Below are 19,371 nucleotides of genomic sequence, written 5' to 3' on the forward strand. Positions count from 1 at the left end.
TTTTAGGAAACTGATAATCGCCGCCCGCGGCGCGGATTCCATGACCCTCAAGCAACTCGAAGCCTTCTACTGGGCCGCGACCTGCCTCAACTTCTCGGTAGCCGCCGAGCGCTGCCACCTGTCCGTGTCTTCGCTGTCCAAAAGGGTGGCCGAGCTCGAAACCTCCCTCGGCGTGCAGCTGTTCGACCGAAGCGGCCGCCGCGCCGAGCTGACGGCGCAGGGCGAGCAGATGCTGCCGCGTATCCGCGAACTGCTGCGGGTTGCCGCCGAGTTGCAGCAGTCAGCGGGGCAGAGCCGTGGCCTGCAAGGCCGTTGCCGCGTGGGCCTGGGCGAACTGAGCGGCCTGACCTGGCTGCCCCGGCTGGTACGGCAGACGGCCATCCGGCACCCCGAGCTTCAGCTCGAGCCTTACGTCGATATCGGTCAAGTGCTGGAGCAGCGCCTGGAAGATGGCGAACTCGACCTCGCGGTGATCGCCGGGCCGTCTTCGCGCAGCAGCCTTGCGTCGGAACGGATCGCACAGGTCGATTTTGTCTGGGTCGCGAGCGAGTCTTTTATCGACCAGACCGGCACCGACGATCCGCGGCGGCTGATGGCGGAGCAATTGCTGCTGTCCCTGCCGGTCGGCGCGGGCGGCACCCGGGTACTCGACCAGTGGCTGGCCACCCGTGGCATGGCGGTCAACCGTCGCCTGGTGTGCAACAGCTGGGGCGCCGTGGTCGGCATGGTGGCGGAGGGGCTGGGTTTCGCCTTCATGCCAAAGCAGTGGGCCGAAGCGCTGGAAGCGCGCGGGGTGTTGCAGATCCTGAAGAAGGGCGGCGCGCTGGAACCGCTGCACTATGTCGTGCAATGGCGTCGCGACGACGCGCGCGTGCTGATCACGGAGATGCGCGATGTCATCAAGGACGTAATCGAATTCCAGGCGCCGCGTTGCCTGGTGTAGACCGCGTCTCGCAGGGTAGATTTGGCCCAAGGTGTGCAGATTTCGCACGCGGCAGTACAACCGTCGCCTCTATGAGTGGCGGTGGCGCGCCTGTTGCACGCCTGGAACGACATTTGCGAGGGATTTTTTAACCCGCCGGCAGATGGCGGGCCCTGAACAGTGCCGCGGACATTGCATCTGCCATGGCCCGTGCCGGATGACCGCGGCTGCCATGGAGACGACCATGCCAAGGGCATCGAGCATTGCCCAAGCCAGGGCAGACAAGAGAGCAGGCAAGTCGCCGACCACCCAGGCCGGCCATTTCGTTCACGACGAGATCGAAGCCGTGCGAAAAGGTAAGCACGGCGTGCGCTCGGCCAAGCAGGCCATAGCGATCGGTTTGTCGGAGGCACGCCGCGCTGGCGTCGTTGTGCCGCCGAAGAAGGGTGCGACCAAGGCGGAAACCAAGGCTGCTGCCGCCAAGGCCGCACCGCGACGGGCGAGTTCAGAAAGCACGGCCAAGCGGTCCCAGGCTGCGCTCAAGGCACTCAAGCGCGAGAGCACCGCCGGTGCTTCTCCCAAGGCGCTGTCTGCCCAGGCCAAGAGCGCGGCAAGCAAGCGCACGGCGACCGATCGCTCGGCTGCCGCGAAGAAGGCCGCCAGCACCAAGGGAGCTGCCGGTCGCTCCGAAGCGGCCCGCAAGGCCGCTCGCACGCGTGCGGCAAGGAAGGAGTCAGCCCGTTAGCGAACCAGCGTACCGCTGTCGGCAAGCTGCGCGCCTGGCACGCCGCGCTCTCCGGCGTTCACCGCACTGAACCGACACGGAGGTAAGCAACCCACTCTCTCGCCGGCTTCGACGGTGCGGTCGACGAGCGCGCAGGTCTCTTCCATCAGGGGGGGCTGGCGTAGAATCTGTCGGTGCGCCCTCGGAGCCCGGAACGCCGGGGACACCGGCTTCGATCATGGCGCGTTTGGCGCTGACCTTGTCGCCCATGCGCCGGATCGAAGCCGCGGTAGGCCCGATGCATACCAACCCGTCCCTTCCAACGGTTTCGGCAAAATCCGCGCTCTCGGACAAGAGCCCATACCCGGGATGCGATAGTCTTTCACGTCGTGTGTCCGAGCCTTCCCCCCACGGAATCAACTTCTCCGCCCCCCCTGAATTGAGAGCCATAGATGCGATCGCCCCGCAAGCTGTTTCACATGGCCGCCCTGCTGGCCTCACTTGCCGTCGTCGGCCAGACGCGCGCGGCGCCCTACCCGGATCATCCTGTCGAACTCGTGGTCCCGAGCGCGGCGGGCGGTGGTACCGACACGGTTGCGCGGGCTTTCAGCGAAGCCATGCGAAAGTATCTGCCGCAGCCGCTGACTGTGGTGAACAAGCCAGGGGCCAGCGGTGCCATCGGCATGACGGATGTGGCCCGCGCCAAGCCGGATGGCTACAAGCTCGGCATCATCATCGCCGAAGCCGTGATCGTCCCGCATCTCGGGCCGACCACCCTCGACGCCGCCGAGCTGGTGCCGATCGCGCGCCTGAATGCCGATCCGTCCGCGATCACGGTCAAGGCCGACTCGCGCTGGAACACCATCGAGGCGTTCCTGGAATTCGCCAAGTCGCACCCGGGGGAGGTGCAGGTGGGGAATTCCGGCCCGGGCTCGATCTGGCACCTGGCGGCGACGGCGCTGGAGGACAAGGCGCACGTCAGGTTCACTCATGTGCCGTTCTCCGGTGCGGCGCCGGCCCTGGTGGCGTTGATGGGCGGGCATATCGACGCGGTGGCCGTCAGTCCCGCCGAGGTATCGGCCTATGTGGCCGCAGGCAAAGTGAAGACGCTCGCGGTGATGGCGGAGCAGCGTGTCAGGGGTTTCGAGAGCGTTCCGACGCTGCGTGAGCGTGGTATCGACCTTTCGATCGGCACATGGCGCGGGCTGGCCGCGCCCAAAGGCACGCCACCTGAAGTGCTCGAAACCCTTGCGGCCGCCAGCCGCAAGGCGGTGGCGGATCCTGTCTTCGTGGCGGCGCTGCGCCGGCAGAACCTGGGCATTGCCTATGCCGACGCGGCGACCTTCAAGGCGATGATCGCGGCAGACAACGCGGTGATGAAGGCACTGGTGGCCAAGACCAACCTCCGCAAGTGAGGCAGCGCGTCCGCATCGATCCAGAAGTGCCAAGGGCGGCAGGGGGGGGCTCAAGACAGGCGGGCAATCTCCTCAAGCAGCGCGGTCTCCATCGCATCGATCGGCGCGCGTGCGCAGCCGGTGTAGAACTCGACCTGGGCGCACGCCTGGTGCAGCATCATGCGCGTGCCGTCGATGGTGCGGCAGCCAAGTGCGGCGGCATCCCGGATCAGCTTGCTCCTGACCGGGATGAAGGCAGCGTCCATGACGATCAGGTGTGCCGCGAGCTGTCCGGCGACCGGGTTGACATCGGGTGCGCGAAAGCCCGCGGCGGTCGCGTTGGCGAGCATGTCGAAGTCCGCCGCGCGGAAGTCCGTCAATCCGCCCCCAAAGCGCAGGCCAAGTGAGGCGGCCAGTTCCTCGCCGCGCGCCGTGGTGCGGTTGAACACGGTCACGCTGGCGCCGGCCTCGCGCAGGCCATAGGCCATCGCCCGCGCCGCGCCGCCAGCGCCCAGCAGCGCAATGCGGCTGCCGGCCACTTCAGTCACTTCCTGGAACGCCCGGACGGCGCCGATGCAATCGGTGTTGTAGCCGGTCAGCACGCCATCGATATTGTTGATGGTGTTGACCGCGCCGATGGCGCGGGCGGTCTCGTCGAGATGGTCGAGATGCGCGATCACGGCCTGCTTGTGCGGCATCGAGACATTCATGCCGCGCACGCCGAGCGCGCGGATCGATTGCACGGCGCCGGGCACGTCCTGCACCCCGAAGCATACAAAGGTGTAGTCGATCCCGAGCGCCCGGTAGGCGGCATTGTGGATGCGCACATTGAAGGTGAAGGGCTCGCCCATGATCGAGCCGCACAGCGTGGGAATGGAACCGGGCATTGCGGGGTGTCCTTGCGGGGAAAATCAGGCGGCTGCCTGGACGGCAAAGGCCGCCAGGTCGAAGGGCGCGGCGGGCTGCCGCCCGGCGAGCGCGTCCAGCAGGTTGCGCGTGGCGAGTTCGGCCATGGCGCGCCGGGTCTCATGCGTGGCCGAGCCGATATGGGGCAGGGCTGTCACCCTGGGATGGCTGCGCAGCGGTGAATCCTGAAGCAGCGGCTCGGTGGCGAAGACGTCCAGCCCGGCCGCGCGCAGGTGGCCGCTGTCGAGCGCCGCGAGCAGCGCGTCTTCCTGCACGATCTGGCCGCGGGCGCCGTTGACGAAGATGGCGCCCGGCTTCATCAGCGCGAACTCGCGCAGGCCCATCAGGCCGCGCGTGCTTTCGGTCAGGGGCAGCGTGACGGCGACAATATCGGCTCGCTGCAACGCATCGTCGAGCTCCATCCGGGTGGCGCGTCCCACCAGGTCGGACGGCTCCGCGGCAGTCTCGTTGACGTAGAGCACCTCCATGCCGAAGCCGAGCGCCGCGCGGCGTGCCACGGCCTGGCCGATGCGGCCGAAGCCCAGGATCGCCAGGGTCTTGCCGTGCACGTCCCAGCCGAACAGGCTTTCGCCGATATTGGCGGTCCAGCGGCCTTCGCTCACATGGGCCGCCAGTTCGACCAGGCGGCGGCTCGTGGCCATGATGAGCGCGAAGACGGTGTCGGCGGTGGTCTCTGTGAGTACGCCGGGCGTATGGCACAGGGTGATGCCGCGCCGGTGCAGGCAGGGGAGGTCGTAGTTGTCGACGCCCACCGAAATACTCGAAATCACCTCCAACTGGCCCGCTTCGGCCAGTTCCGCCGCGCCCAGCTTCACGCTGGAGCCGATCAGGCCATGGGCGTTTGCCAGCGCGGCGCGGAAGGCCGGCCGTTGTGCCGGCTGGCGCGGGTCGGCCACGATCACGTCATGCTCCGACTCGATCCTGGCGAGCAGGTCGTCAGGAATCGGACGGAACACCAGTACCTTCTTGCGCATGGGAAATCCTTGCTTTGGCTTCACAAACTGGCAGCCGCCAGTTGGGCATGGGTCGGCAGGCCTTCGGTATCGCCCCGCACCTGCACAGCCCGCGCGCCGATCCAGGCGCCGCGCCGGACGGCGTCGCCCACCGGCCTGCCTTCCAGCAGCGCGCTGATCACGCCCACGGCAAAGCCATCGCCGGCGCCAACGGTGTCGACGACACGCTCGACGCTGAATGCCTCGACATGGCCGGTGCCGGCCTCGCCATCGAAGTAGGCGCCGTCGGCACCAAGCTTCACCACCACCAGCCTGGCGCCGCGCGCACGGTAGAAGGCGGCAATGCGTTCCGGCTCGGCATGGCCGGTGAGGAAGCGGCCTTCCTCGATGCCGGGCAGCACCCAGTCGCACTGTTGCGCGAGGTCGTTCAGCGTCTCGCGCATCAGCTCGGGCGAGGCCCACAGCGTGGGCCGCAGGTTGGGATCGAATGAGATCGTGCGGCCGGCGGCCTGCATGGTGGCGATGGCCTGGCGTGTGGCAGCCTGCGTGCCTGCGGCCAGCGCGGGGAACACGCCGGTGACGTGCAGATGCCGCGAGCGCCGCAGCCACCTGCCGTCCAGGTGCTCCGGGTTCATGCGGCTGGCCGCCGAGCCGCGGCGGTGGTATTCGACGGGCGGATCGCTGCCGTCGTCGACCCGGCCCTTGAACTGGAAACCGGTGCGCTCACCGGGCTCGCACACCACCTGGCTGCAATCCACGCCTTCGCGCTGCATTTCCCCGAGCAGGTAGCGGGCCATCGAGTCGTCGCCCAGCCGGCTGGCCCATCCGACCTTCAGGCCCAGGCGCGACAGGCCGATGGCTACATTGGTCTCGGCACCGGCGGTGCGCTTGTGGAAGGTCTGCGCGGTTTCGAGCGGCCCGGCTTCGCCGGCGACCAGCATCAGCATCGCCTCGCCCAGCGTGACTACATCAAGATCGGTGCTCATGCGGGAATCTCCACCGAACGCAGTACTTCGACATGATGGCGCGTGACCTGCACCAGGTCTTCGCCTTGCAGCGGGAATTCGATCGCACGCGCAACGTGCGTGGGCAGGCGGCGCAAGACGCTGCGCCATGATGCGGCCGACTGGTCAAGCGGCACCGCGATCCATTTGGCGGGCGTGCGCTGCACGCCTTTGCAGTGCACGTAGCCGACGCCGGCGCCGAAGACCTGCGCGGCGTCGAGCGGGTCTTCGCCGGTCCAGTGCCAGTTGCCCATGTCGAAGGTCATCGGCACGGACTGGCCGAGCGCGCTGGTACGCGCGAAGAAGTCGCGCAGCGGCGGCACGGTGCCGGCTTGGGCGGTCTGGTCGTTTTCCACGACGAGTTCGATGCCATCGTGCCGCAGCCAGGGAAGCAGTGCTTCCAGCGCCGTGCCTTCCCGATAGCCGCCAAGCGACATCTTGACCCGGGTCGCACGGAGCGCCAGCGCGGTGGCGAAGGCGCGGTCGAGCGCGGCAGCATCGAGGCTGCCTGCGTCATTCCACAGGCCTTCCGGGCTGGACCACACCACGCTCAGTCCATGCTGCTGGGCGACCTCGCGCTGTTCAATGACTTCATCCTTGTGCCCGCGCTGGAGTTCGCCGCGGAATTCCACGCCGTCCGCGCCGGCTGCCGCGGCAATCCGTGCCAGTGCAGCCTGTCCGTCGCGCAGGGCGAGGTCGGCGCCATAGGCCGTCAGCGAGATCAGCACCGGCGGGCGCGAAGAACCATCTGCTTGCCACTGGCTCATTTCAGTGCTCCCGCGCTGAGGAATTGCTGCAGTTCCGCTGTCTGCGGCTGCGCGAACAGCGCCTTCGACGGACCCGCCTCGTGGACCTTGCCCTGGTGCATGAAGATGGTGGTATGCGCCATGCGGCGCGCGAACTCCATCTCGTGCGTGACCAGCACCATGGTCATGCCGGAGGCGGCCAGGTTCTCCATGACCCGAAGCACTTCCGCCGTCAGCTCGGGGTCGAGCGCGGAGGTGACCTCGTCGAACAGCATCACCTTGGGCTCCATCGCCAGCGAACGGGCGATGGCCACGCGCTGCTGCTGGCCGCCCGATAGTTGCTCGGGGTAGCAGTCCTTCTTGTCGAGCAGGCCGACCTGGGTCAGCACCTGGTCGACGATGCCGTCGATCTTGCCTGCGGCGAGCTTCTTCACGATGGATGGCGCCAGGGCGATGTTCTGGCCCACGGTCAGGTGCGGAAACAGGTTGTAGCTCTGGAACACCATGCCCACGTCGCGGCGCAGGTCGAGCAAGCGCTTCCGGTCGTGATCCAGCTTGTGCCCGGCGACGGTGATATTGCCGGCGTTGATCGTCTCCAGGCCATTCAGGCAACGCAGCATGGTGCTCTTGCCGGAGCCGCTGCGGCCGATGATGGCGACCACCTGGCCCGGCTCGATCGCAAACGAAACGCCCTTCAGGACTTCGACGGCGCCATACGACTTGTGCACGCCTTGTGCTTCAACGATTGACATGGAGCGTCCTTTCCATGCGCCGGGCTGCCGCCGACAGCGGGAAGCAGAGCGCGAAGTAGATAAGTGCGACGACGACGAAGACCGCGAAGGGCTGGAAGGTCGCGTTGTTGATCAGCTGGCCGGCGCGGGTCAGTTCGATGACGCCGATGATGGAAGTGATCGAGGTGTTCTTGACCAGCTGGACCGAGAACCCCACCGTGGGCGGCAAGGCCAGCCGCACCGCCTGTGGCAGCACCACGTAGCGCAGCTGCTGCCAGCGGGTGAGGGCGAGCGCTTCGCTGGCTTCCCACTGTCCTTGCGGCACGGCCTCGATGCAGCCGCGCCAGATCTCGCCAAGGTAGGCGCTGGCGTAGATCGACATCGCCAGCATGGCAGCGACCATCGGCGACAGCTTGAACCCGAGCACGGAGAGTCCGTAGTAGCTCAGGAACAGCACGATCAGCACCGGCGTCCCTTGCACGACCTGGATATAGGCCGTGCTGGCGAGGCGCAGCAGCGGGCTTCTGGAGGTACGCGCCAGTGCCACCAGGAAACCGGCCAGCGTACCGCCGATGAAGGCAAGCAAAGTCACCCACAGCGTCCAGCGCGCCGCCAGCAGCAGGATTTCAAGATGATTCCAGGAGAACTCGGTGATCATTTCGCGCTCCCTGCAACCGCTGCCGTCAGTTCCGTTTGCGCCAGCGGCGCGATCCGGGCCGTGCGGGCCAGCTTTCGTGCGCGCGCCACCACGCGGCGCCGCTTGAACACCACGTTGCCGATCAGGCCGAACATTGCGCGCAGCAGCAGTGCCAGCCCGATATAGACGAACATGACCAGGATGTAGCTCTCGAAGGTGCGGAAGGTCTGCGAATCGACATGGTTGGCAACTGCCGTCAGCTCTTCCACCGAGATCGTCGACACCACGCTCGACGTCAGCATCATCAGCGTGAACTGGCTGGTCAGGGCCGGATAGACCTTCTCGAAGGCCGGCACCAGCGCGACGTGGCGGATCAGCTGCCAGCGTGTCATGCCCAGCGCGGCGGCGGCTTCAAGCTGCGAGAGGTGCACCGCCTGCAGGCCGGCCCGGATGATTTCCGTCGAGTAGGCGCCGAGGTTGACGGTCATGGCAATCACCGCGGCGGTGACGGCATCGATCTGCAGGCCCACGGTTGGCAAGCCGAAGAAGATGATGAAGAGCTGGATCAGGAAGGGCGTGTTGCGGATCGCCTCGACGTAGGCCCGGGTGGCACGCTGCAGCCACGGACCGCCGAATGCGGCCGCAATGGCGCCGGCGGTGCCGACCACGGTACCAAGCAGGATCGAGCCGAAGCTGAGCGCCAGCGTCATCGCCGCGCCTTCCGCGAAGCGATCCAGCTGCGACAGCACCGGGGTCCATTCGAATTGATAGTTCATGCGGGTCTCCTGGCAGGCCGGCTGGCGCCGGCGCGCAACCTCAGACGGCCTGGTTCAGAACGCTTGCAGCGCGGGCAGCGCCTTGCCGGTCCACTTCTGCGCAATGGCGTCGAGTTCGCCATTCAGCTTGACGTAGGAGATGGTGGTGTTGAGCCACTGGCGCAGCTCGAAGGCGTCGCGGCGCACGGCCATCGAATTGGGCTGCACCGAGAATGCGAACTTGGCGTCGAACTTGCCGGCGCCGCGCGCCTTCATGATCTCGTTGCCGGTGGTATTGGGCAGGGCAATGGCTTCGACCTGGTTGCTGATCAGGGCCTGCGCGCAGGTGGCATCGTCCTCGAAGCGGACGATGTTCATGCCGGGCACGGCCAGCCGGGTCAGCGCGGTGTCCTGCGTGGTGCCGCGCGTCACGCCTACCTTCTTCTTCCCGAGTTCCGTCAGCTTGGCGTACTTGGCAGCGACGGGAGCAAAGATGGTCAGCTCGAACGCGCTGTAGGGCGCGCTGAACATGATGGCCCGCGCGCGCTCGGGCGTCGGCGCCAGCGTGGCGACCAGGAAATCGACCTTGCCGGCCTCCAGCGCCGGAATCCGGCTGGGCGAGGTGAGGGGAACGATATCGACCGGAACGCCCAGGTACTTGCCGAGCAGGTTGGCTACGTCGACGTCATAGCCGGCGGGTTTGCCGGTGGCGTCGGTGGTGCCGAAGGGCGGCGCGCCGGTCACCACGCCGATGGTGACCTTGCCCTTCTTGACGATCTCGGCGACGGTCTGCGCCTGGGCGGTGAAAGCGGCGCTGGTCAGGACCAGCAGAGTCAGCACGGGCGCGGCTACGCGGCGCAACAAGCGTTGGACGTTCATCAATGTCTCCTGTTATGGAATGTGTCGCTGGCGTCGCAGCGTTTGGCAAGCACCGTCTTGAAACCGGTTTCAGAATTATAGGAAACCGGTTTCAGAGATCCAGCAGTGGAAACCCTTACGGGCAAAAACCGCGTTTGGCGGATGCGGAAACAGGCACGTCAGGCACCCGCTGGACGTGCGCAGCGGGTGCAGGCATGGATCAGGCGGGCACGGCGGACGCCGGCGGGGAAGGGCTCTGCAATCAGGCGCGGCGGGTGGATCCGCGCGTGACCAGGGTGCCGGGCAACAGCACCCGGCGCGGCGGCAGTTGCGCGCCTTGCAGGCGCTCGATCAGGCAGTTGGTGGCGACGCGCCCGATATCGTCGGTGGGCTGGGAAATGGCGCTGAGGCCAGGGCCGACCAATGCGGCCCATTCCGGATCATCGAAGCCGATCAGGCCCAGGTCGGCGCCAAGTTGCCACCCCAGTCTGGCGGCGGATGCGGCCACGCGCAGCGAGATCACCGCGTTGGCCGCCAGCACGGCAACGGGTGCCTGTCCGGCGCCACGGCGCAGCGCGCGGAGCGCTTCATCCAGGGCATCGTCGTCACCCCGCTGGGCTTCAAAAACGGTCCCGCCAACCGTGTCCGCGTGTTCGGCGACAAAGGCCTGGAACGCGCGCGCGCGCTCATTGCGCGAGCTGATGGCCTTGATCGGCTCGCTGATGAACAGCAGGTGCCGGTAGCCGGCTTCGACCAGGTGGCCGGCGGCTTCCTGTACGGCGGTCAGGTTGTCCAGGGCCACCAGGTCGACTTCGGCATCACCGACCTTGCGGTCGACCAGTACCACTGGCTTGCCCAATTGCGCCGCATCGGCCAGGGCGCCGGCATCGTGGCCCAGCGTGTGCAGGATGAAACCCTCGACCCGGTACGCCGACAGCGAGCGAATGGCCTCACGCTCCAGTTGCTCGTCATTGCCGAGGTTGAACAGCATCACCATATAGCCGGCGTCGCGACAGGCCTTCTCAACGCCGCGCAGCACGGCCACCGAGAACGAATTGGAGACATCCGCAACCACCAGCCCGATCAGGCGCGACTTGCCGCGCTTGAGCCCCTGCGCCATCGGGCTGGGGCTATAGCCGAGCGCGCGGATGGCCGCGGCGACGCGCGCCTCGACGTCCGCGGACAACTGCTCGCCGCCCCGGTTCAGGTAGCGCGATACGGTTGCCTTGGAGACACCCGCATAGTCGGCAACGTCCTGGATGGTGAGCTTCTCTGCGGGTTTCTGGTCGGACACAGGTCGGATAACAGGGCGCGGCATAGGATTCGGGTCTCGGTGAAACCAGTTTCACGATTATGCCTCGGGCGTGTCGGGATATGCCAGCCTGCGGGCCATCCGATTGTGCGAGGCCGTAATTGGGCTCCGATACCTCGTGCGGCGAACCGGCGAAGGGCCAGACTCCCTTGCCGCTTATCCCGAATGAGCCAGCGCTACCGCATCGGCACCTGCCGGAAACCGAAGCAGCCCGGACCTGTCGTTGGCGGCACGCCAAACCGCTTCGGCCACCTCGGCCTCGGTCGTCACCGCTGCCGGTTGCGAGAGTGAAGCAAAGATGCGCTGCGCGAAAGACGCGTACGCCTCGGGGATCAGGCCCTCCATGCGCGGTCCCCCGTTGCTGGTAAAGCGCGTGGTCGGACCGTAGCCCGGCTCGACCAGCTTCACGCTCACCCTGAACGCTTCGAGCTCGAACGCGAGCGACGCGGTGAAGCCTTCGATGGCCATCTTGCTCGCGGTGTAGACGGCCACCATCGGCATCGGCGCCAGCGTAGTGCTCGAGGTCACGTTCACCACCACGCCCGACCCGCGCGCCCGGAACTGCGGCAGCACCGCCTGGGTCATCGCCATCACGCCGAAGGTGTTGGTCTCGAACACCTCGCGCGTCGTGGCCATCGGCGTGGCCTCAAAGGCGCCAAACAGGCCGATGCCCGCGTTGTTGACGAGCACGTCGATGGGCCCGCTTGCTTCAAGCGCGGCGGCGATGCTATCGGGCTTCGTCACGTCGAGCGCCAGCATGCGGATCTGGTGGGATCTGGGCAAGAGTTCTTCGTTCGGCGTTCGCATGGTGGCGATAACGTTCCAGCCCTGCGCGTGGAAGTGGCGCGCGGTTTCAAGGCCATAGCCAGAGGAGCAGCCGGTAATCAACACGGTTTTCATGGGAATTTCGGTGGTGGTTTTGATGTCGGCAACGATAGCGGGGCTGCGACGGACTGCCTACAATGAAAAGTCCAGATTTCATTTGCAATCGTCCGGCGATGAGCGATCCCCTGTCAGAAGTCATCTCACTGCTGCAGCCGCGTGCCGTGTTCTCCAAGTCCATCAGCGGCGCCGGCCGCTGGGGTGTTCGCTACGCTGACTTCGGCCAGCCAAGCTTCTGCGCCGTGCGCGAGGGCAGCTGTCGTCTCGCCGTCGACGGCCACCATGCCATCACGCTTGAGGCAGGCGACTTCGTGCTCCTGCCGGCAACGCCGGGCTTCACCCTGTCGGGTTTTGAGCCGGTTGCGCCCGAGCGCATCGACCCCAAGGTGACGTCTGCGCCGACGGGCGAAGTCCGTCACGGCAGGCGCGGTGGACGTCCCGATGTGCGACTGCTCGGCGGCTACTTTGTCTTTGACTCGTCCAATGCCGCGCTGCTGGTGTCGCTGTTGCCGGCGCTGGTGCATGTGCGCGGCGCCGAGCGGCTTTCGGCCATCGTTCGGCTCGTCGGCGAGGAATCGGGTGAACGGAGGTCGGGCCGCGAGCTCGTGCTCACGCGCCTGGTGGAGGTGCTGCTGATCGAAGCGCTGCGCTCAACGTCGGGGGAGGACGCACCCCCGGGCTTGCTGCGTGGCCTGGCCGATGCCCGACTCGCGTCAGCGATGCGGCAGATGCACGCCGATCCCGCGCGCACGTGGACGGTGGCCCAACTCGCAAAGAAGGCCGCGTTGTCGCGCTCGACCTTTTTTGAGCGCTTCACCCGCGCCGTTGGAATGCCACCGATGGAATACCTGATCGCCTGGCGCATGGCTGTGGCGAAGGACCTGCTCCGTCGCCATGACTTCGGGATCGCCGAGGTTGCCGAACGGGTCGGCTACGGCTCGGCAAGTACCTTCAGCACCGCGTTCAGCCGGCACGTCGGCCAGCCACCGAGTCTCTACGCGCGCAAACGTTAGAACGTCGCATGGAACGCGACTGCACCGGACAGAGGGCTCGCTTTGGTTGTGGAAAATGACCTGCCCGGTTGCCTCAGGCAGGTCACCGTGTGCGTCAGACCAGCCTGGTTTCGACGTGGATGCTGCCGTGCAGGGCCTTCGAGTACGGGCAGGTCCGGTGCGCGGTATCCACCAGTGCCTGGGCCACTTCACGGTCGATGCCGGGGATATGGACATTGAGCCGGGCCTGCAGCAAATAGGCCTCGCCAGCGCTGCCCAGATCAACCTCGGCGTCGACCGAAAGCTCGGCCGGCAGCTTCACTTTCATCTTGCCGGCGGCCAGCCCGATCGCGCCGATAAAGCACGCCGACCATCCCGCGGCGAGCAGTTGCTCCGGGTTCGTGCCCTGGCCTTTGGTGCCCGGCGAGGACAGTTGAAGGTTCAGCCGGCCGTCATCGCTGTGGGCTTCGCCGTCGCGTCCGCCTGCGGTGATGTGGACTTTGCCGGTGTACAGCACTTTTTCGATACGGGTCATGATGCGTTCCTTGGTCATTCAGAGAGTTGGGGCTCAGGCGTAGGCGCCGTCAAGATAGGGGTCGACACTGCGCGCCGGGTCCGCCGACACGCCGGTGCGGTCCAGGCCGGACAGGGTGCGTGCGCCGTCGTAGTACGGATCAACGTTGCGCGCACCGTCCGTGAACGGGTCGACGGCACGCGCGCCGTCGCTGTACGGGCTGCGTGCCTCTTGCACGGAGCGGGCACCGTCGGTGAAGGGGTCTCGCGCGCCCGGCTGGGGCAGTGCGGCGGCCTGCGCACCGGCAGCGGCGGCAACCAGGGCGATGGCGAAGACAAAGCGCTTGGCGATGTTGTGGGTAGTCATGATCGTCTTCCTTAAAGGTTTGGGTTCGGTATTGCGCGGCAGGGACTGGCTTCGTTGAGGTTCGCCGCCGGGCCACGGAATGCATTTAAGGCGATCGATGTATCTGGCCCGTAGCGCGTGAGAGGTGTCTCCGTCGAAACACGTATCGTTGCGGCTGCGTGATACAGACGGGTACAAATTCATGCGCGAACGGGCTGGGGAGCCGCATCGGCAGGGGACTCGGACAGGCCTATGCGCCACATTCTGCGCCTTGGCATGCACCTAGGGTTTCTCCCGAAAATCGTCCGTACTCCCTTGTTTTGATTGTGATTCTGGTTGAACGGCAGCCGTTGCAAGTCGTGGCGGTGACTAACTTCGACCTTGACCATCCGTCGAAACCGCCGATAATGCAAACGTTTGCAAAGGAGGCAAAACATGGAAACTTCCAGCGAGCGGCAGGCGCCACAAGGCGAGCGTCTGGCGCTGATCGAGGACGAACACTCGGTGACAGGCGTGGTCCAGGCGGCCATGGCCAATACCACCAATCCCCGCCTGCGCTTCATCATGGATTCCCTGGTGCGGCACCTTCACGGGTTCCTGTCCGAGGTGCGGCTGTCCGACGAGGAATTCGAGCTTGCCCTGGGGTATATCGCCAGCCTGGGCCATGCGACCAATGCCAAACATAACGAGGTTGTCCTGGCTGCCGACGTGCTGGGGCTGTCGACGCTGGTGACCGTCATTAACAACAGCACCAGGGACGGGCGCACGCCCGGCGCGCTGCTCGGCCCGTTCTATCGCGCCAACGCGCCGCGTTATGACTGCGGTGACTGCGTGGTGCAGGACGACGCGCCTGGCTTGCCGCTGCTGGTCAGCGGCACCGTGCGGGCGACCGATGGCACGCCGCTGCCAGGCGCGCTGGTCGAGATCTGGCAGGCGTCGCCGGTGGGACTGTATGACAACCAGGATCCGACCCAGCCCGACCGCAACCTGCGCGGCTGCTTCCATACCGATGAAAGCGGCGGCTATCACTTTCGCACGGTGCGGCCTGCCGGCTATCCGGTGCCGACCCACGGCCCGGTAGGCACGTTGCTGGCCGAGCAGCAGCGCCATCCGTACCGGCCGGCGCATATCCATTTCATCGTCGCGGCGCCGGGTTACCGGACGCTCGTCACCCAGGTGTTTGCCGACGCGCCGGACAAGCTGGAATCCGATGTCACGTTCGGCGTGCATCGGCAACTGGTTGGCGATCTCCGGCTGCACCACCAAGGCCCCAGCCCGTGGGGCGATGTGCCGGCGCCGTTTTACACGCTGGCGTTCGATTTCACGCTGGAGCCCGGCGAGCAGACCTTCCCGAAGCCGCCGATCGACTGAAGGCCGAATCGGCTTCCCCTGACCCATTCCCACATTGAAACCATGAGTGCTACTTCTCTTTCCGGCAAGGTGGCCGTGATCCTCGGCGGCACCGGTGCCATCGGCTTTGCCGCCGGTGAAACGCTGGTGCGCCTTGGCGCAAGCGTCGTGCTGACCGGGCGCGACGCCGACAAGGCGGCCAGTGCCGCGGCGGCCTTGCCGGCCGGCAACCATCTTGCCGCCGTGGCCGAGATTGCCGACAGCGCCTCGCTGCGCGCGCTGGCCGACGAGGTCAGCCATCACTACGGCCGCGTCGATATCCTGGTGAACACCGCGGGCTTTACGCGGGCGATCCCGCACGCCGACCTCGACGCCCTGGACGATGCGCTGATCGATGAACTGTTTGCCGTCAACTGGCGCGGTCAGTTTGCCGCGATCCGTGCGTTCGCGCCGCACCTGCGCGCCAATGGCGACGGGCTGGTGGTCAATGTCGGGTCGATCGCCGGCCGTACGGGGCAGGGCAGCAATGTTGCGTACTGCGCTGCCAAGGCCGGGCTCGATGTCATGGCGATGTCGCTCGGGCGCGCGCTGGCGCCGCATATCCGCGTGCTGAACGTTTCACCGGGCGTGGTCGATACCGCCTTCGTGCCGGGACGCGACAGCGGTTTCAACGAGCGCGCCGCCAAGTCGACGCCGCTCAAGCGCGTCGGCCAGGCACAGGACGTGGCCGATGCCATCGCTGCCTGCGCGACGTCACTGCGCTTTGCCACTGGCACCACCATCGTCGTGGACGGCGGCCGCCAGCTTGGATAGGCCAGGCCCCTCCATGTCTACCCAATAGCATTTCCATTACTGACCTTCGCTCATGCACGCACGCAAGACCATCATCACCTGCGCGGTGACCGGCAATATCGTCACCCCGGAGCAGCACCCCGGCTTGCCGGTCACGCCGGCCCAGATTGCCGACGCCGCGCTGGAAGCCGCCGAGGCCGGCGCAGCCGCCGCCCACATCCACGTGCGCGACCCTGAAACGGGGCGCCCGTCGATGTCGCTCGACTACTACGCCGATGTCATCGACCGCATCCGCAAGCGCAACCGCTCGCTGATCATCAACCTCACCACCGGACCCGGTGGCCGCTTCGTGCCGAGCGAGGACGAGCCGCGCGTGGCCGCGCCCGGCACCACGCTGCTGCATCCCTCGAAGCGCGTCGAACACATCGCGGCGCTGCGCCCGGACGTCTGCTCGCTCGACTTGAACACCATGAATTCAGGCGGCGACGTGGTCATCAACACGCCCACCAACGTGCGCAAGATGGCCAGCGTGATCCGCGCGGCCGGCGTCATGCCCGAGCTGGAGATCTTCGATTCCGGGGACCTGAACATGGCGCTCGACTTTATCCGTGAAGGCGTGCTGGACGGTCCCGGCCTGTGGACCCTGGTGCTGGGCGTGAAGTACGGCTTTGCGCCCACGCCGGAAACCATCTTCTACGCGCGCAACATGCTGCCCGCCGGCGCCCACTGGTCGGCCTTCGGCATCGGCCGCGCGGAGTTCCCGATCGTGGCCCAGGCATGGCTTGCAGGCGGACACGTGCGCGTCGGCATGGAAGACAACATCTATCTTGAGAAGGGCGTGCTGGCGCCAAGCAACGCGGCGCTGGTCGCCAAGGCGCGTGACATCGTCAGGTCGCTCGGCGGCGAGATTGCATCGTCGGCCGAGGCCCGGCGCACGCTTGGGCTGCGCGAAGCCTGACCCCCGCCATACAGAACTAAACATTTCAGGAAGGAATCACCATGAACACCATTCGAGTCAGCGAAAAAGCCGCCAATATCGATGTCCTGCAGCTGGAGCTGCTCGGCGTGCCGCGTCCGGAAGCGGCGCCGGGTCAGGTCATCATCGAAGTGGCCAGCGCCGGCGTGAACCCGAGCGACGTGAAGGCAACGCTCGGCATGATGCCGCATGCGATCTGGCCGCGCACGCCAGGCCGCGACTATGCAGGCCTGGTCGTCGACGGTCCCACCGAACTGCTGGGCCAGCAGGTCTGGGGCAGCGGCGGCGAGCTCGGCATCCGCCGCGACGGCACGCATGGCAAGTACCTGCGCATCCAGGCCAGCGCGGTGCGCGCCAAGCCGGCGTCGGTGTCGCTGCTGGAAGCCGGCGCCGTGGGGGTGCCGTTCATCACCGCCTATGAAGGGCTGCGCCGCGCGGGCATGCCGCAGGCTGGCAGCACCGTGCTGGTGTGTGGCGGCAACGGCAAGGTGGGGCAGGCAACGATCCAGATCGCCACGGCGCTCGGCGCGCGCGTCTTTGCCGTGGAGCGCACCGCCGAGGCGTATCGTGGCCATGCCAGCGGCGACGTGCGCATGATCGATGCCAGCAGCGAATCCATCGCCGCGGTGGTGCGCGAAGAGACCGACGGGCACGGTGCGGATATCGTCTACAACACGGTGGGAAGCCCCTACTTCGAACAGGCCAACCAGGCCATGGCGATCGGCGCGGCGCAGATCTTCATCTCGACCATCGAGAAGCCGGTGCCGTTCGATATCTTCGCCTTCTATCGTGGCCAGCACACCTATGTGGGCGTCGACACCCTTGCGCTGGACAGCAACGCCTGCGCGGGCATCCTTGACCAGCTCGCACCGATGTTTGCCTCGGGTGCGCTGCGGCCGTTCCCGGTCCTTTCCGACTACACCTATGCGCTCTCCAACGCCAAGGAGGCCTACCGGGCGGTCCTGCAGGGCGCGACCGAACGCGTGGTGCTGAAGCCATGAACACGACCCGGTTCGCAAAGGCGCCAGCCTACTTCCCGGCGAATCATGAAGGCATGCACTGCCTGCGCCTGCAAGGGCATGAAGCGGGACCGTCCGAAGCCTTGTGGATGGGGGTCTCGGTACTGCTGCCGGGCGGCCATACGTCGATGGATGCCTCGCCGGTGGAAAAGCACTACGTCGTGCTGGAAGGCGAAGTCCGCATCGCCACGCCCGACGAGGTCGTGACGCTGGCCCAGTTCGATTCCGTGTGCCTGGCGCCGGGTGAGGCGCGGCAGGTGTCGAACCCGGGTAACCGGCCGGCGATGCTGCTGCTGGCGATGCCGTATCCCAAGGGCTGATTTTCTCGGGCCGAACTGCAAACGATTGCAAAAAAGAGCGGAGCAGACGGCCCGCCGACAACAACCACGACAAACCAGGGGAGACAAAGCAAATGCAACCCATCAGAAAGCGCAGCCATCTGCTCGTGCTGGCCATGGCCGCAGGCTGTGGCGGTGAGGCCTGCGCGCAGTCAGCCGTGACCCTGTACGGGCGCATCAATACGGCACTGGAGTATTCCTATGCCAACACCGCGACCGACGGTTCCCGCCTTGGCGGCGTGGGGCGCCTGACCAACAACCGCTCGGTCTTCGGCATGCGTGGCGAAGAAGCCCTGGGCGGCAGCCTGAAAGCGATCTGGCAGATCGAAAGCAATTTCTCGCTTGATACCGGCCAGGGCCAGGTGGCCGGGCGCAATACGCGGGTGGGGCTGCAGGGCGATGCTGGCACGCTGTTCCTGGGGCACTGGCAGACGCCATACACCGAATCGACGCTGGCCTATGACCCGTACTATCCGACCACTGCCGGCTATATGGCGCTGATCGGCAACGGCTCCACGTCCAGTTCCGACAACGTGCAGGACACCAGCTCGTTCGACCGCCGGCAGAAGAACATCATCGTCTACAAGACGCCGTCGTTCGCCGGCTTCAGCGGCGCCGCGGCGTGGGGCGTGAACGAGGAGAAGGCCACCGTACCGCGCAATCCCGGCTTGTATTCGTTCTCGGCCGCCTACGACAACGGCCCGCTCAACGTGGCGCTGGCCTATGAAGTCCACCAGCACTACCAGACCGCCGGCCGCAACGATGACGCGATGAAGGCGGGCGTCTCGTACAAGTTCCCGACCACCACCGTGGCGCTGCTCTATGAACGGCTCCACTACCGCACCGCGACCGGTGACCTGACCCGCAACGGGTACTACGCCTCGGTGGTGCAAAAGCTCGGGCCGGGCAGCGTGCGCGTCGGTTTTGGCCTTGCCAGCAATGGCGCGGGCAATGCGACCGAGACCGTGGGCTTCTTCCGCAGCGGCGCGGAAACGGGCGCCACGCAGATCACGGTCGGCTACGACTATCCGCTGTCCAAACGCACAGCGCTGTATGCGTACTACAGCCGCATCAACAACAAGCGCAATGCGATCTACGACTTTGCCATCAATGAACTGGGCGTGAGCGCGGGTGCAGACCCGCAGACGGTCGCGCTCGGCATGCGGCACTTCTTCTGAGGCAGAACGGCACGCCCGCATG

Annotated in this window: 22 protein-coding genes and 1 pseudogene; 10 read left to right on the top strand and 13 right to left on the bottom strand. The window is 66.4% G+C overall.

Translation table 11 applies throughout. The features are described 5' to 3' along the window. The first annotated feature begins 40 nt into the window (after positions 1-40). Together AC3WL8_RS07600 and AC3WL8_RS07605 are read left to right on the top strand one after the other, a co-directional pair. Positions 41-943: a LysR family transcriptional regulator gene (locus AC3WL8_RS07600; protein WP_013953402.1), complete on the top strand. Its 903-nt coding sequence runs from the start codon at positions 41-43 to the stop codon at positions 941-943. Between the two features lie 223 nt (positions 944-1,166). Next, positions 1,167-1,667, top strand: coding sequence for a DUF6496 domain-containing protein (locus AC3WL8_RS07605; RefSeq protein WP_211982200.1), 501 nt, complete (start codon positions 1,167-1,169; stop codon positions 1,665-1,667). Between the two features lie 165 nt (positions 1,668-1,832). Here AC3WL8_RS07605 and AC3WL8_RS07610 read toward each other — a convergent pair. After that, positions 1,833-2,018: pseudogene (locus AC3WL8_RS07610) on the bottom strand (biotin carboxylase N-terminal domain-containing protein); the annotation flags it as partial. Between the two features lie 80 nt (positions 2,019-2,098). Here AC3WL8_RS07610 and AC3WL8_RS07615 point away from each other — a divergent pair. Beyond that, complete coding sequence (locus AC3WL8_RS07615; RefSeq protein WP_211981832.1) at positions 2,099-3,061, top strand: Bug family tripartite tricarboxylate transporter substrate binding protein; 963 nt, start codon at positions 2,099-2,101, stop codon at positions 3,059-3,061. Positions 3,062-3,111: 50 nt separating this feature from the next. Here the strand turns inward: AC3WL8_RS07615 and AC3WL8_RS07620 are convergent, their stop codons facing one another. From AC3WL8_RS07620 to AC3WL8_RS07665, 10 genes are all read right to left on the bottom strand, one after another. After that, a complete protein-coding gene (locus AC3WL8_RS07620; protein WP_211981830.1) occupies positions 3,112-3,927 on the bottom strand; it encodes a shikimate dehydrogenase family protein in 816 nt (271 codons plus the stop codon). 24 nt (positions 3,928-3,951) lie between these two features. Continuing rightward, the gene (locus tag AC3WL8_RS07625; protein WP_211981827.1) at positions 3,952-4,941 is read right to left on the bottom strand and encodes a 2-hydroxyacid dehydrogenase; all 990 of its coding nucleotides are present in this window, start codon (positions 4,939-4,941) and stop codon (positions 3,952-3,954) included. A gap of 20 nt (positions 4,942-4,961) precedes the next feature. Then, the gene (locus tag AC3WL8_RS07630) at positions 4,962-5,906 is read right to left on the bottom strand and encodes a sugar kinase (protein ID WP_211981825.1); all 945 of its coding nucleotides are present in this window, start codon (positions 5,904-5,906) and stop codon (positions 4,962-4,964) included. Next, positions 5,903-6,691: a sugar phosphate isomerase/epimerase family protein gene (locus AC3WL8_RS07635; protein WP_492378089.1), complete on the bottom strand. Its 789-nt coding sequence runs from the start codon at positions 6,689-6,691 to the stop codon at positions 5,903-5,905. Before AC3WL8_RS07635 ends, AC3WL8_RS07630 begins: the two co-directional genes overlap by 4 nt. Beyond that, positions 6,688-7,422, bottom strand: coding sequence for an amino acid ABC transporter ATP-binding protein (locus tag AC3WL8_RS07640; RefSeq protein ID WP_211981821.1), 735 nt, complete (start codon positions 7,420-7,422; stop codon positions 6,688-6,690). The genes AC3WL8_RS07635 and AC3WL8_RS07640 overlap by 4 nt, the downstream gene beginning before the upstream one ends. Further along, positions 7,409-8,059 (bottom strand): amino acid ABC transporter permease, encoded by a 651-nt coding sequence (locus tag AC3WL8_RS07645; protein WP_211981819.1) that lies wholly within the window; start codon positions 8,057-8,059, stop codon positions 7,409-7,411. Before AC3WL8_RS07645 ends, AC3WL8_RS07640 begins: the two co-directional genes overlap by 14 nt. Next, positions 8,056-8,814 (bottom strand): amino acid ABC transporter permease, encoded by a 759-nt coding sequence (locus AC3WL8_RS07650; protein WP_492378090.1) that lies wholly within the window; start codon positions 8,812-8,814, stop codon positions 8,056-8,058. Before AC3WL8_RS07650 ends, AC3WL8_RS07645 begins: the two co-directional genes overlap by 4 nt. 54 nt (positions 8,815-8,868) lie before the next feature. Further along, positions 8,869-9,672, bottom strand: a complete 804-nt coding sequence (locus tag AC3WL8_RS07655) for a transporter substrate-binding domain-containing protein (RefSeq protein ID WP_211981815.1) — start codon at positions 9,670-9,672, stop codon at positions 8,869-8,871. A gap of 241 nt (positions 9,673-9,913) precedes the next feature. After that, positions 9,914-10,969 (bottom strand): LacI family DNA-binding transcriptional regulator, encoded by a 1,056-nt coding sequence (locus AC3WL8_RS07660; RefSeq protein WP_211981813.1) that lies wholly within the window; start codon positions 10,967-10,969, stop codon positions 9,914-9,916. Between the two features lie 150 nt (positions 10,970-11,119). Continuing rightward, the gene (locus AC3WL8_RS07665; protein ID WP_211981811.1) at positions 11,120-11,863 is read right to left on the bottom strand and encodes an SDR family oxidoreductase; all 744 of its coding nucleotides are present in this window, start codon (positions 11,861-11,863) and stop codon (positions 11,120-11,122) included. 98 nt (positions 11,864-11,961) lie between these two features. On the opposite strand from AC3WL8_RS07665, the gene AC3WL8_RS07670 reads away from it, so the two are divergent. Then, a complete protein-coding gene (locus AC3WL8_RS07670; RefSeq protein WP_492378091.1) occupies positions 11,962-12,858 on the top strand; it encodes an AraC family transcriptional regulator in 897 nt (298 codons plus the stop codon). Positions 12,859-12,952: 94 nt separating this feature from the next. On the opposite strand, the gene AC3WL8_RS07675 is transcribed toward AC3WL8_RS07670, so the two are convergent. Both AC3WL8_RS07675 and AC3WL8_RS07680 read right to left on the bottom strand, forming a co-directional pair. Beyond that, positions 12,953-13,372, bottom strand: coding sequence for an organic hydroperoxide resistance protein (locus AC3WL8_RS07675; protein WP_211981807.1), 420 nt, complete (start codon positions 13,370-13,372; stop codon positions 12,953-12,955). Between the two features lie 33 nt (positions 13,373-13,405). Then, a complete protein-coding gene (locus AC3WL8_RS07680; protein ID WP_211981805.1) occupies positions 13,406-13,717 on the bottom strand; it encodes a hydroxyquinol 1,2-dioxygenase in 312 nt (103 codons plus the stop codon). 414 nt (positions 13,718-14,131) lie between these two features. Between AC3WL8_RS07680 and AC3WL8_RS07685 the strand changes: the two genes are divergently transcribed. The 6 genes from AC3WL8_RS07685 to AC3WL8_RS07710 all read left to right on the top strand — a co-directional run bounded on the left by AC3WL8_RS07685 (position 14,132) and on the right by AC3WL8_RS07710 (position 19,349). Then, positions 14,132-15,067 (top strand): dioxygenase family protein, encoded by a 936-nt coding sequence (locus AC3WL8_RS07685; RefSeq protein ID WP_492378092.1) that lies wholly within the window; start codon positions 14,132-14,134, stop codon positions 15,065-15,067. A gap of 42 nt (positions 15,068-15,109) precedes the next feature. Further along, positions 15,110-15,859, top strand: coding sequence for an SDR family NAD(P)-dependent oxidoreductase (locus tag AC3WL8_RS07690; RefSeq protein WP_492378093.1), 750 nt, complete (start codon positions 15,110-15,112; stop codon positions 15,857-15,859). A gap of 52 nt (positions 15,860-15,911) precedes the next feature. Next, the gene (locus tag AC3WL8_RS07695; protein WP_114130539.1) at positions 15,912-16,796 is read left to right on the top strand and encodes a beta-keto acid cleavage family enzyme; all 885 of its coding nucleotides are present in this window, start codon (positions 15,912-15,914) and stop codon (positions 16,794-16,796) included. A gap of 41 nt (positions 16,797-16,837) precedes the next feature. Beyond that, a complete protein-coding gene (locus AC3WL8_RS07700) occupies positions 16,838-17,815 on the top strand; it encodes a quinone oxidoreductase family protein (RefSeq protein ID WP_211981801.1) in 978 nt (325 codons plus the stop codon). Next, positions 17,812-18,153, top strand: coding sequence for a cupin domain-containing protein (locus AC3WL8_RS07705; RefSeq protein WP_114130541.1), 342 nt, complete (start codon positions 17,812-17,814; stop codon positions 18,151-18,153). Before AC3WL8_RS07700 ends, AC3WL8_RS07705 begins: the two co-directional genes overlap by 4 nt. A 92-nt stretch (positions 18,154-18,245) precedes the next feature. After that, a complete protein-coding gene (locus AC3WL8_RS07710; protein WP_492378094.1) occupies positions 18,246-19,349 on the top strand; it encodes a porin in 1,104 nt (367 codons plus the stop codon). Positions 19,350-19,371 lie beyond the last annotated feature (22 nt).

It is taken from the genome of Cupriavidus sp. FW305-F7 (genome assembly GCF_058782875.1).

Coding starts and splice junctions, on each gene's coding strand:
- AC3WL8_RS07600 (WP_013953402.1), top strand. CDS start 41: ATGACCCTCAAGCAACTCGAAGCCTTCTACTGGGCCGCGACCTGCCTC.
- AC3WL8_RS07605 (WP_211982200.1), top strand. CDS start 1,167: ATGCCAAGGGCATCGAGCATTGCCCAAGCCAGGGCAGACAAGAGAGCA.
- AC3WL8_RS07615 (WP_211981832.1), top strand. CDS start 2,099: ATGCGATCGCCCCGCAAGCTGTTTCACATGGCCGCCCTGCTGGCCTCA.
- AC3WL8_RS07620 (WP_211981830.1), bottom strand. CDS start 3,927: ATGCCCGGTTCCATTCCCACGCTGTGCGGCTCGATCATGGGCGAGCCC.
- AC3WL8_RS07625 (WP_211981827.1), bottom strand. CDS start 4,941: ATGCGCAAGAAGGTACTGGTGTTCCGTCCGATTCCTGACGACCTGCTC.
- AC3WL8_RS07630 (WP_211981825.1), bottom strand. CDS start 5,906: ATGAGCACCGATCTTGATGTAGTCACGCTGGGCGAGGCGATGCTGATG.
- AC3WL8_RS07635 (WP_492378089.1), bottom strand. CDS start 6,691: ATGAGCCAGTGGCAAGCAGATGGTTCTTCGCGCCCGCCGGTGCTGATC.
- AC3WL8_RS07640 (WP_211981821.1), bottom strand. CDS start 7,422: ATGTCAATCGTTGAAGCACAAGGCGTGCACAAGTCGTATGGCGCCGTC.
- AC3WL8_RS07645 (WP_211981819.1), bottom strand. CDS start 8,059: ATGATCACCGAGTTCTCCTGGAATCATCTTGAAATCCTGCTGCTGGCG.
- AC3WL8_RS07650 (WP_492378090.1), bottom strand. CDS start 8,814: ATGAACTATCAATTCGAATGGACCCCGGTGCTGTCGCAGCTGGATCGC.
- AC3WL8_RS07655 (WP_211981815.1), bottom strand. CDS start 9,672: ATGAACGTCCAACGCTTGTTGCGCCGCGTAGCCGCGCCCGTGCTGACT.
- AC3WL8_RS07660 (WP_211981813.1), bottom strand. CDS start 10,969: ATGCCGCGCCCTGTTATCCGACCTGTGTCCGACCAGAAACCCGCAGAG.
- AC3WL8_RS07665 (WP_211981811.1), bottom strand. CDS start 11,863: ATGAAAACCGTGTTGATTACCGGCTGCTCCTCTGGCTATGGCCTTGAA.
- AC3WL8_RS07670 (WP_492378091.1), top strand. CDS start 11,962: ATGAGCGATCCCCTGTCAGAAGTCATCTCACTGCTGCAGCCGCGTGCC.
- AC3WL8_RS07675 (WP_211981807.1), bottom strand. CDS start 13,372: ATGACCCGTATCGAAAAAGTGCTGTACACCGGCAAAGTCCACATCACC.
- AC3WL8_RS07680 (WP_211981805.1), bottom strand. CDS start 13,717: ATGACTACCCACAACATCGCCAAGCGCTTTGTCTTCGCCATCGCCCTG.
- AC3WL8_RS07685 (WP_492378092.1), top strand. CDS start 14,132: ATGGAAACTTCCAGCGAGCGGCAGGCGCCACAAGGCGAGCGTCTGGCG.
- AC3WL8_RS07690 (WP_492378093.1), top strand. CDS start 15,110: ATGAGTGCTACTTCTCTTTCCGGCAAGGTGGCCGTGATCCTCGGCGGC.
- AC3WL8_RS07695 (WP_114130539.1), top strand. CDS start 15,912: ATGCACGCACGCAAGACCATCATCACCTGCGCGGTGACCGGCAATATC.
- AC3WL8_RS07700 (WP_211981801.1), top strand. CDS start 16,838: ATGAACACCATTCGAGTCAGCGAAAAAGCCGCCAATATCGATGTCCTG.
- AC3WL8_RS07705 (WP_114130541.1), top strand. CDS start 17,812: ATGAACACGACCCGGTTCGCAAAGGCGCCAGCCTACTTCCCGGCGAAT.
- AC3WL8_RS07710 (WP_492378094.1), top strand. CDS start 18,246: ATGCAACCCATCAGAAAGCGCAGCCATCTGCTCGTGCTGGCCATGGCC.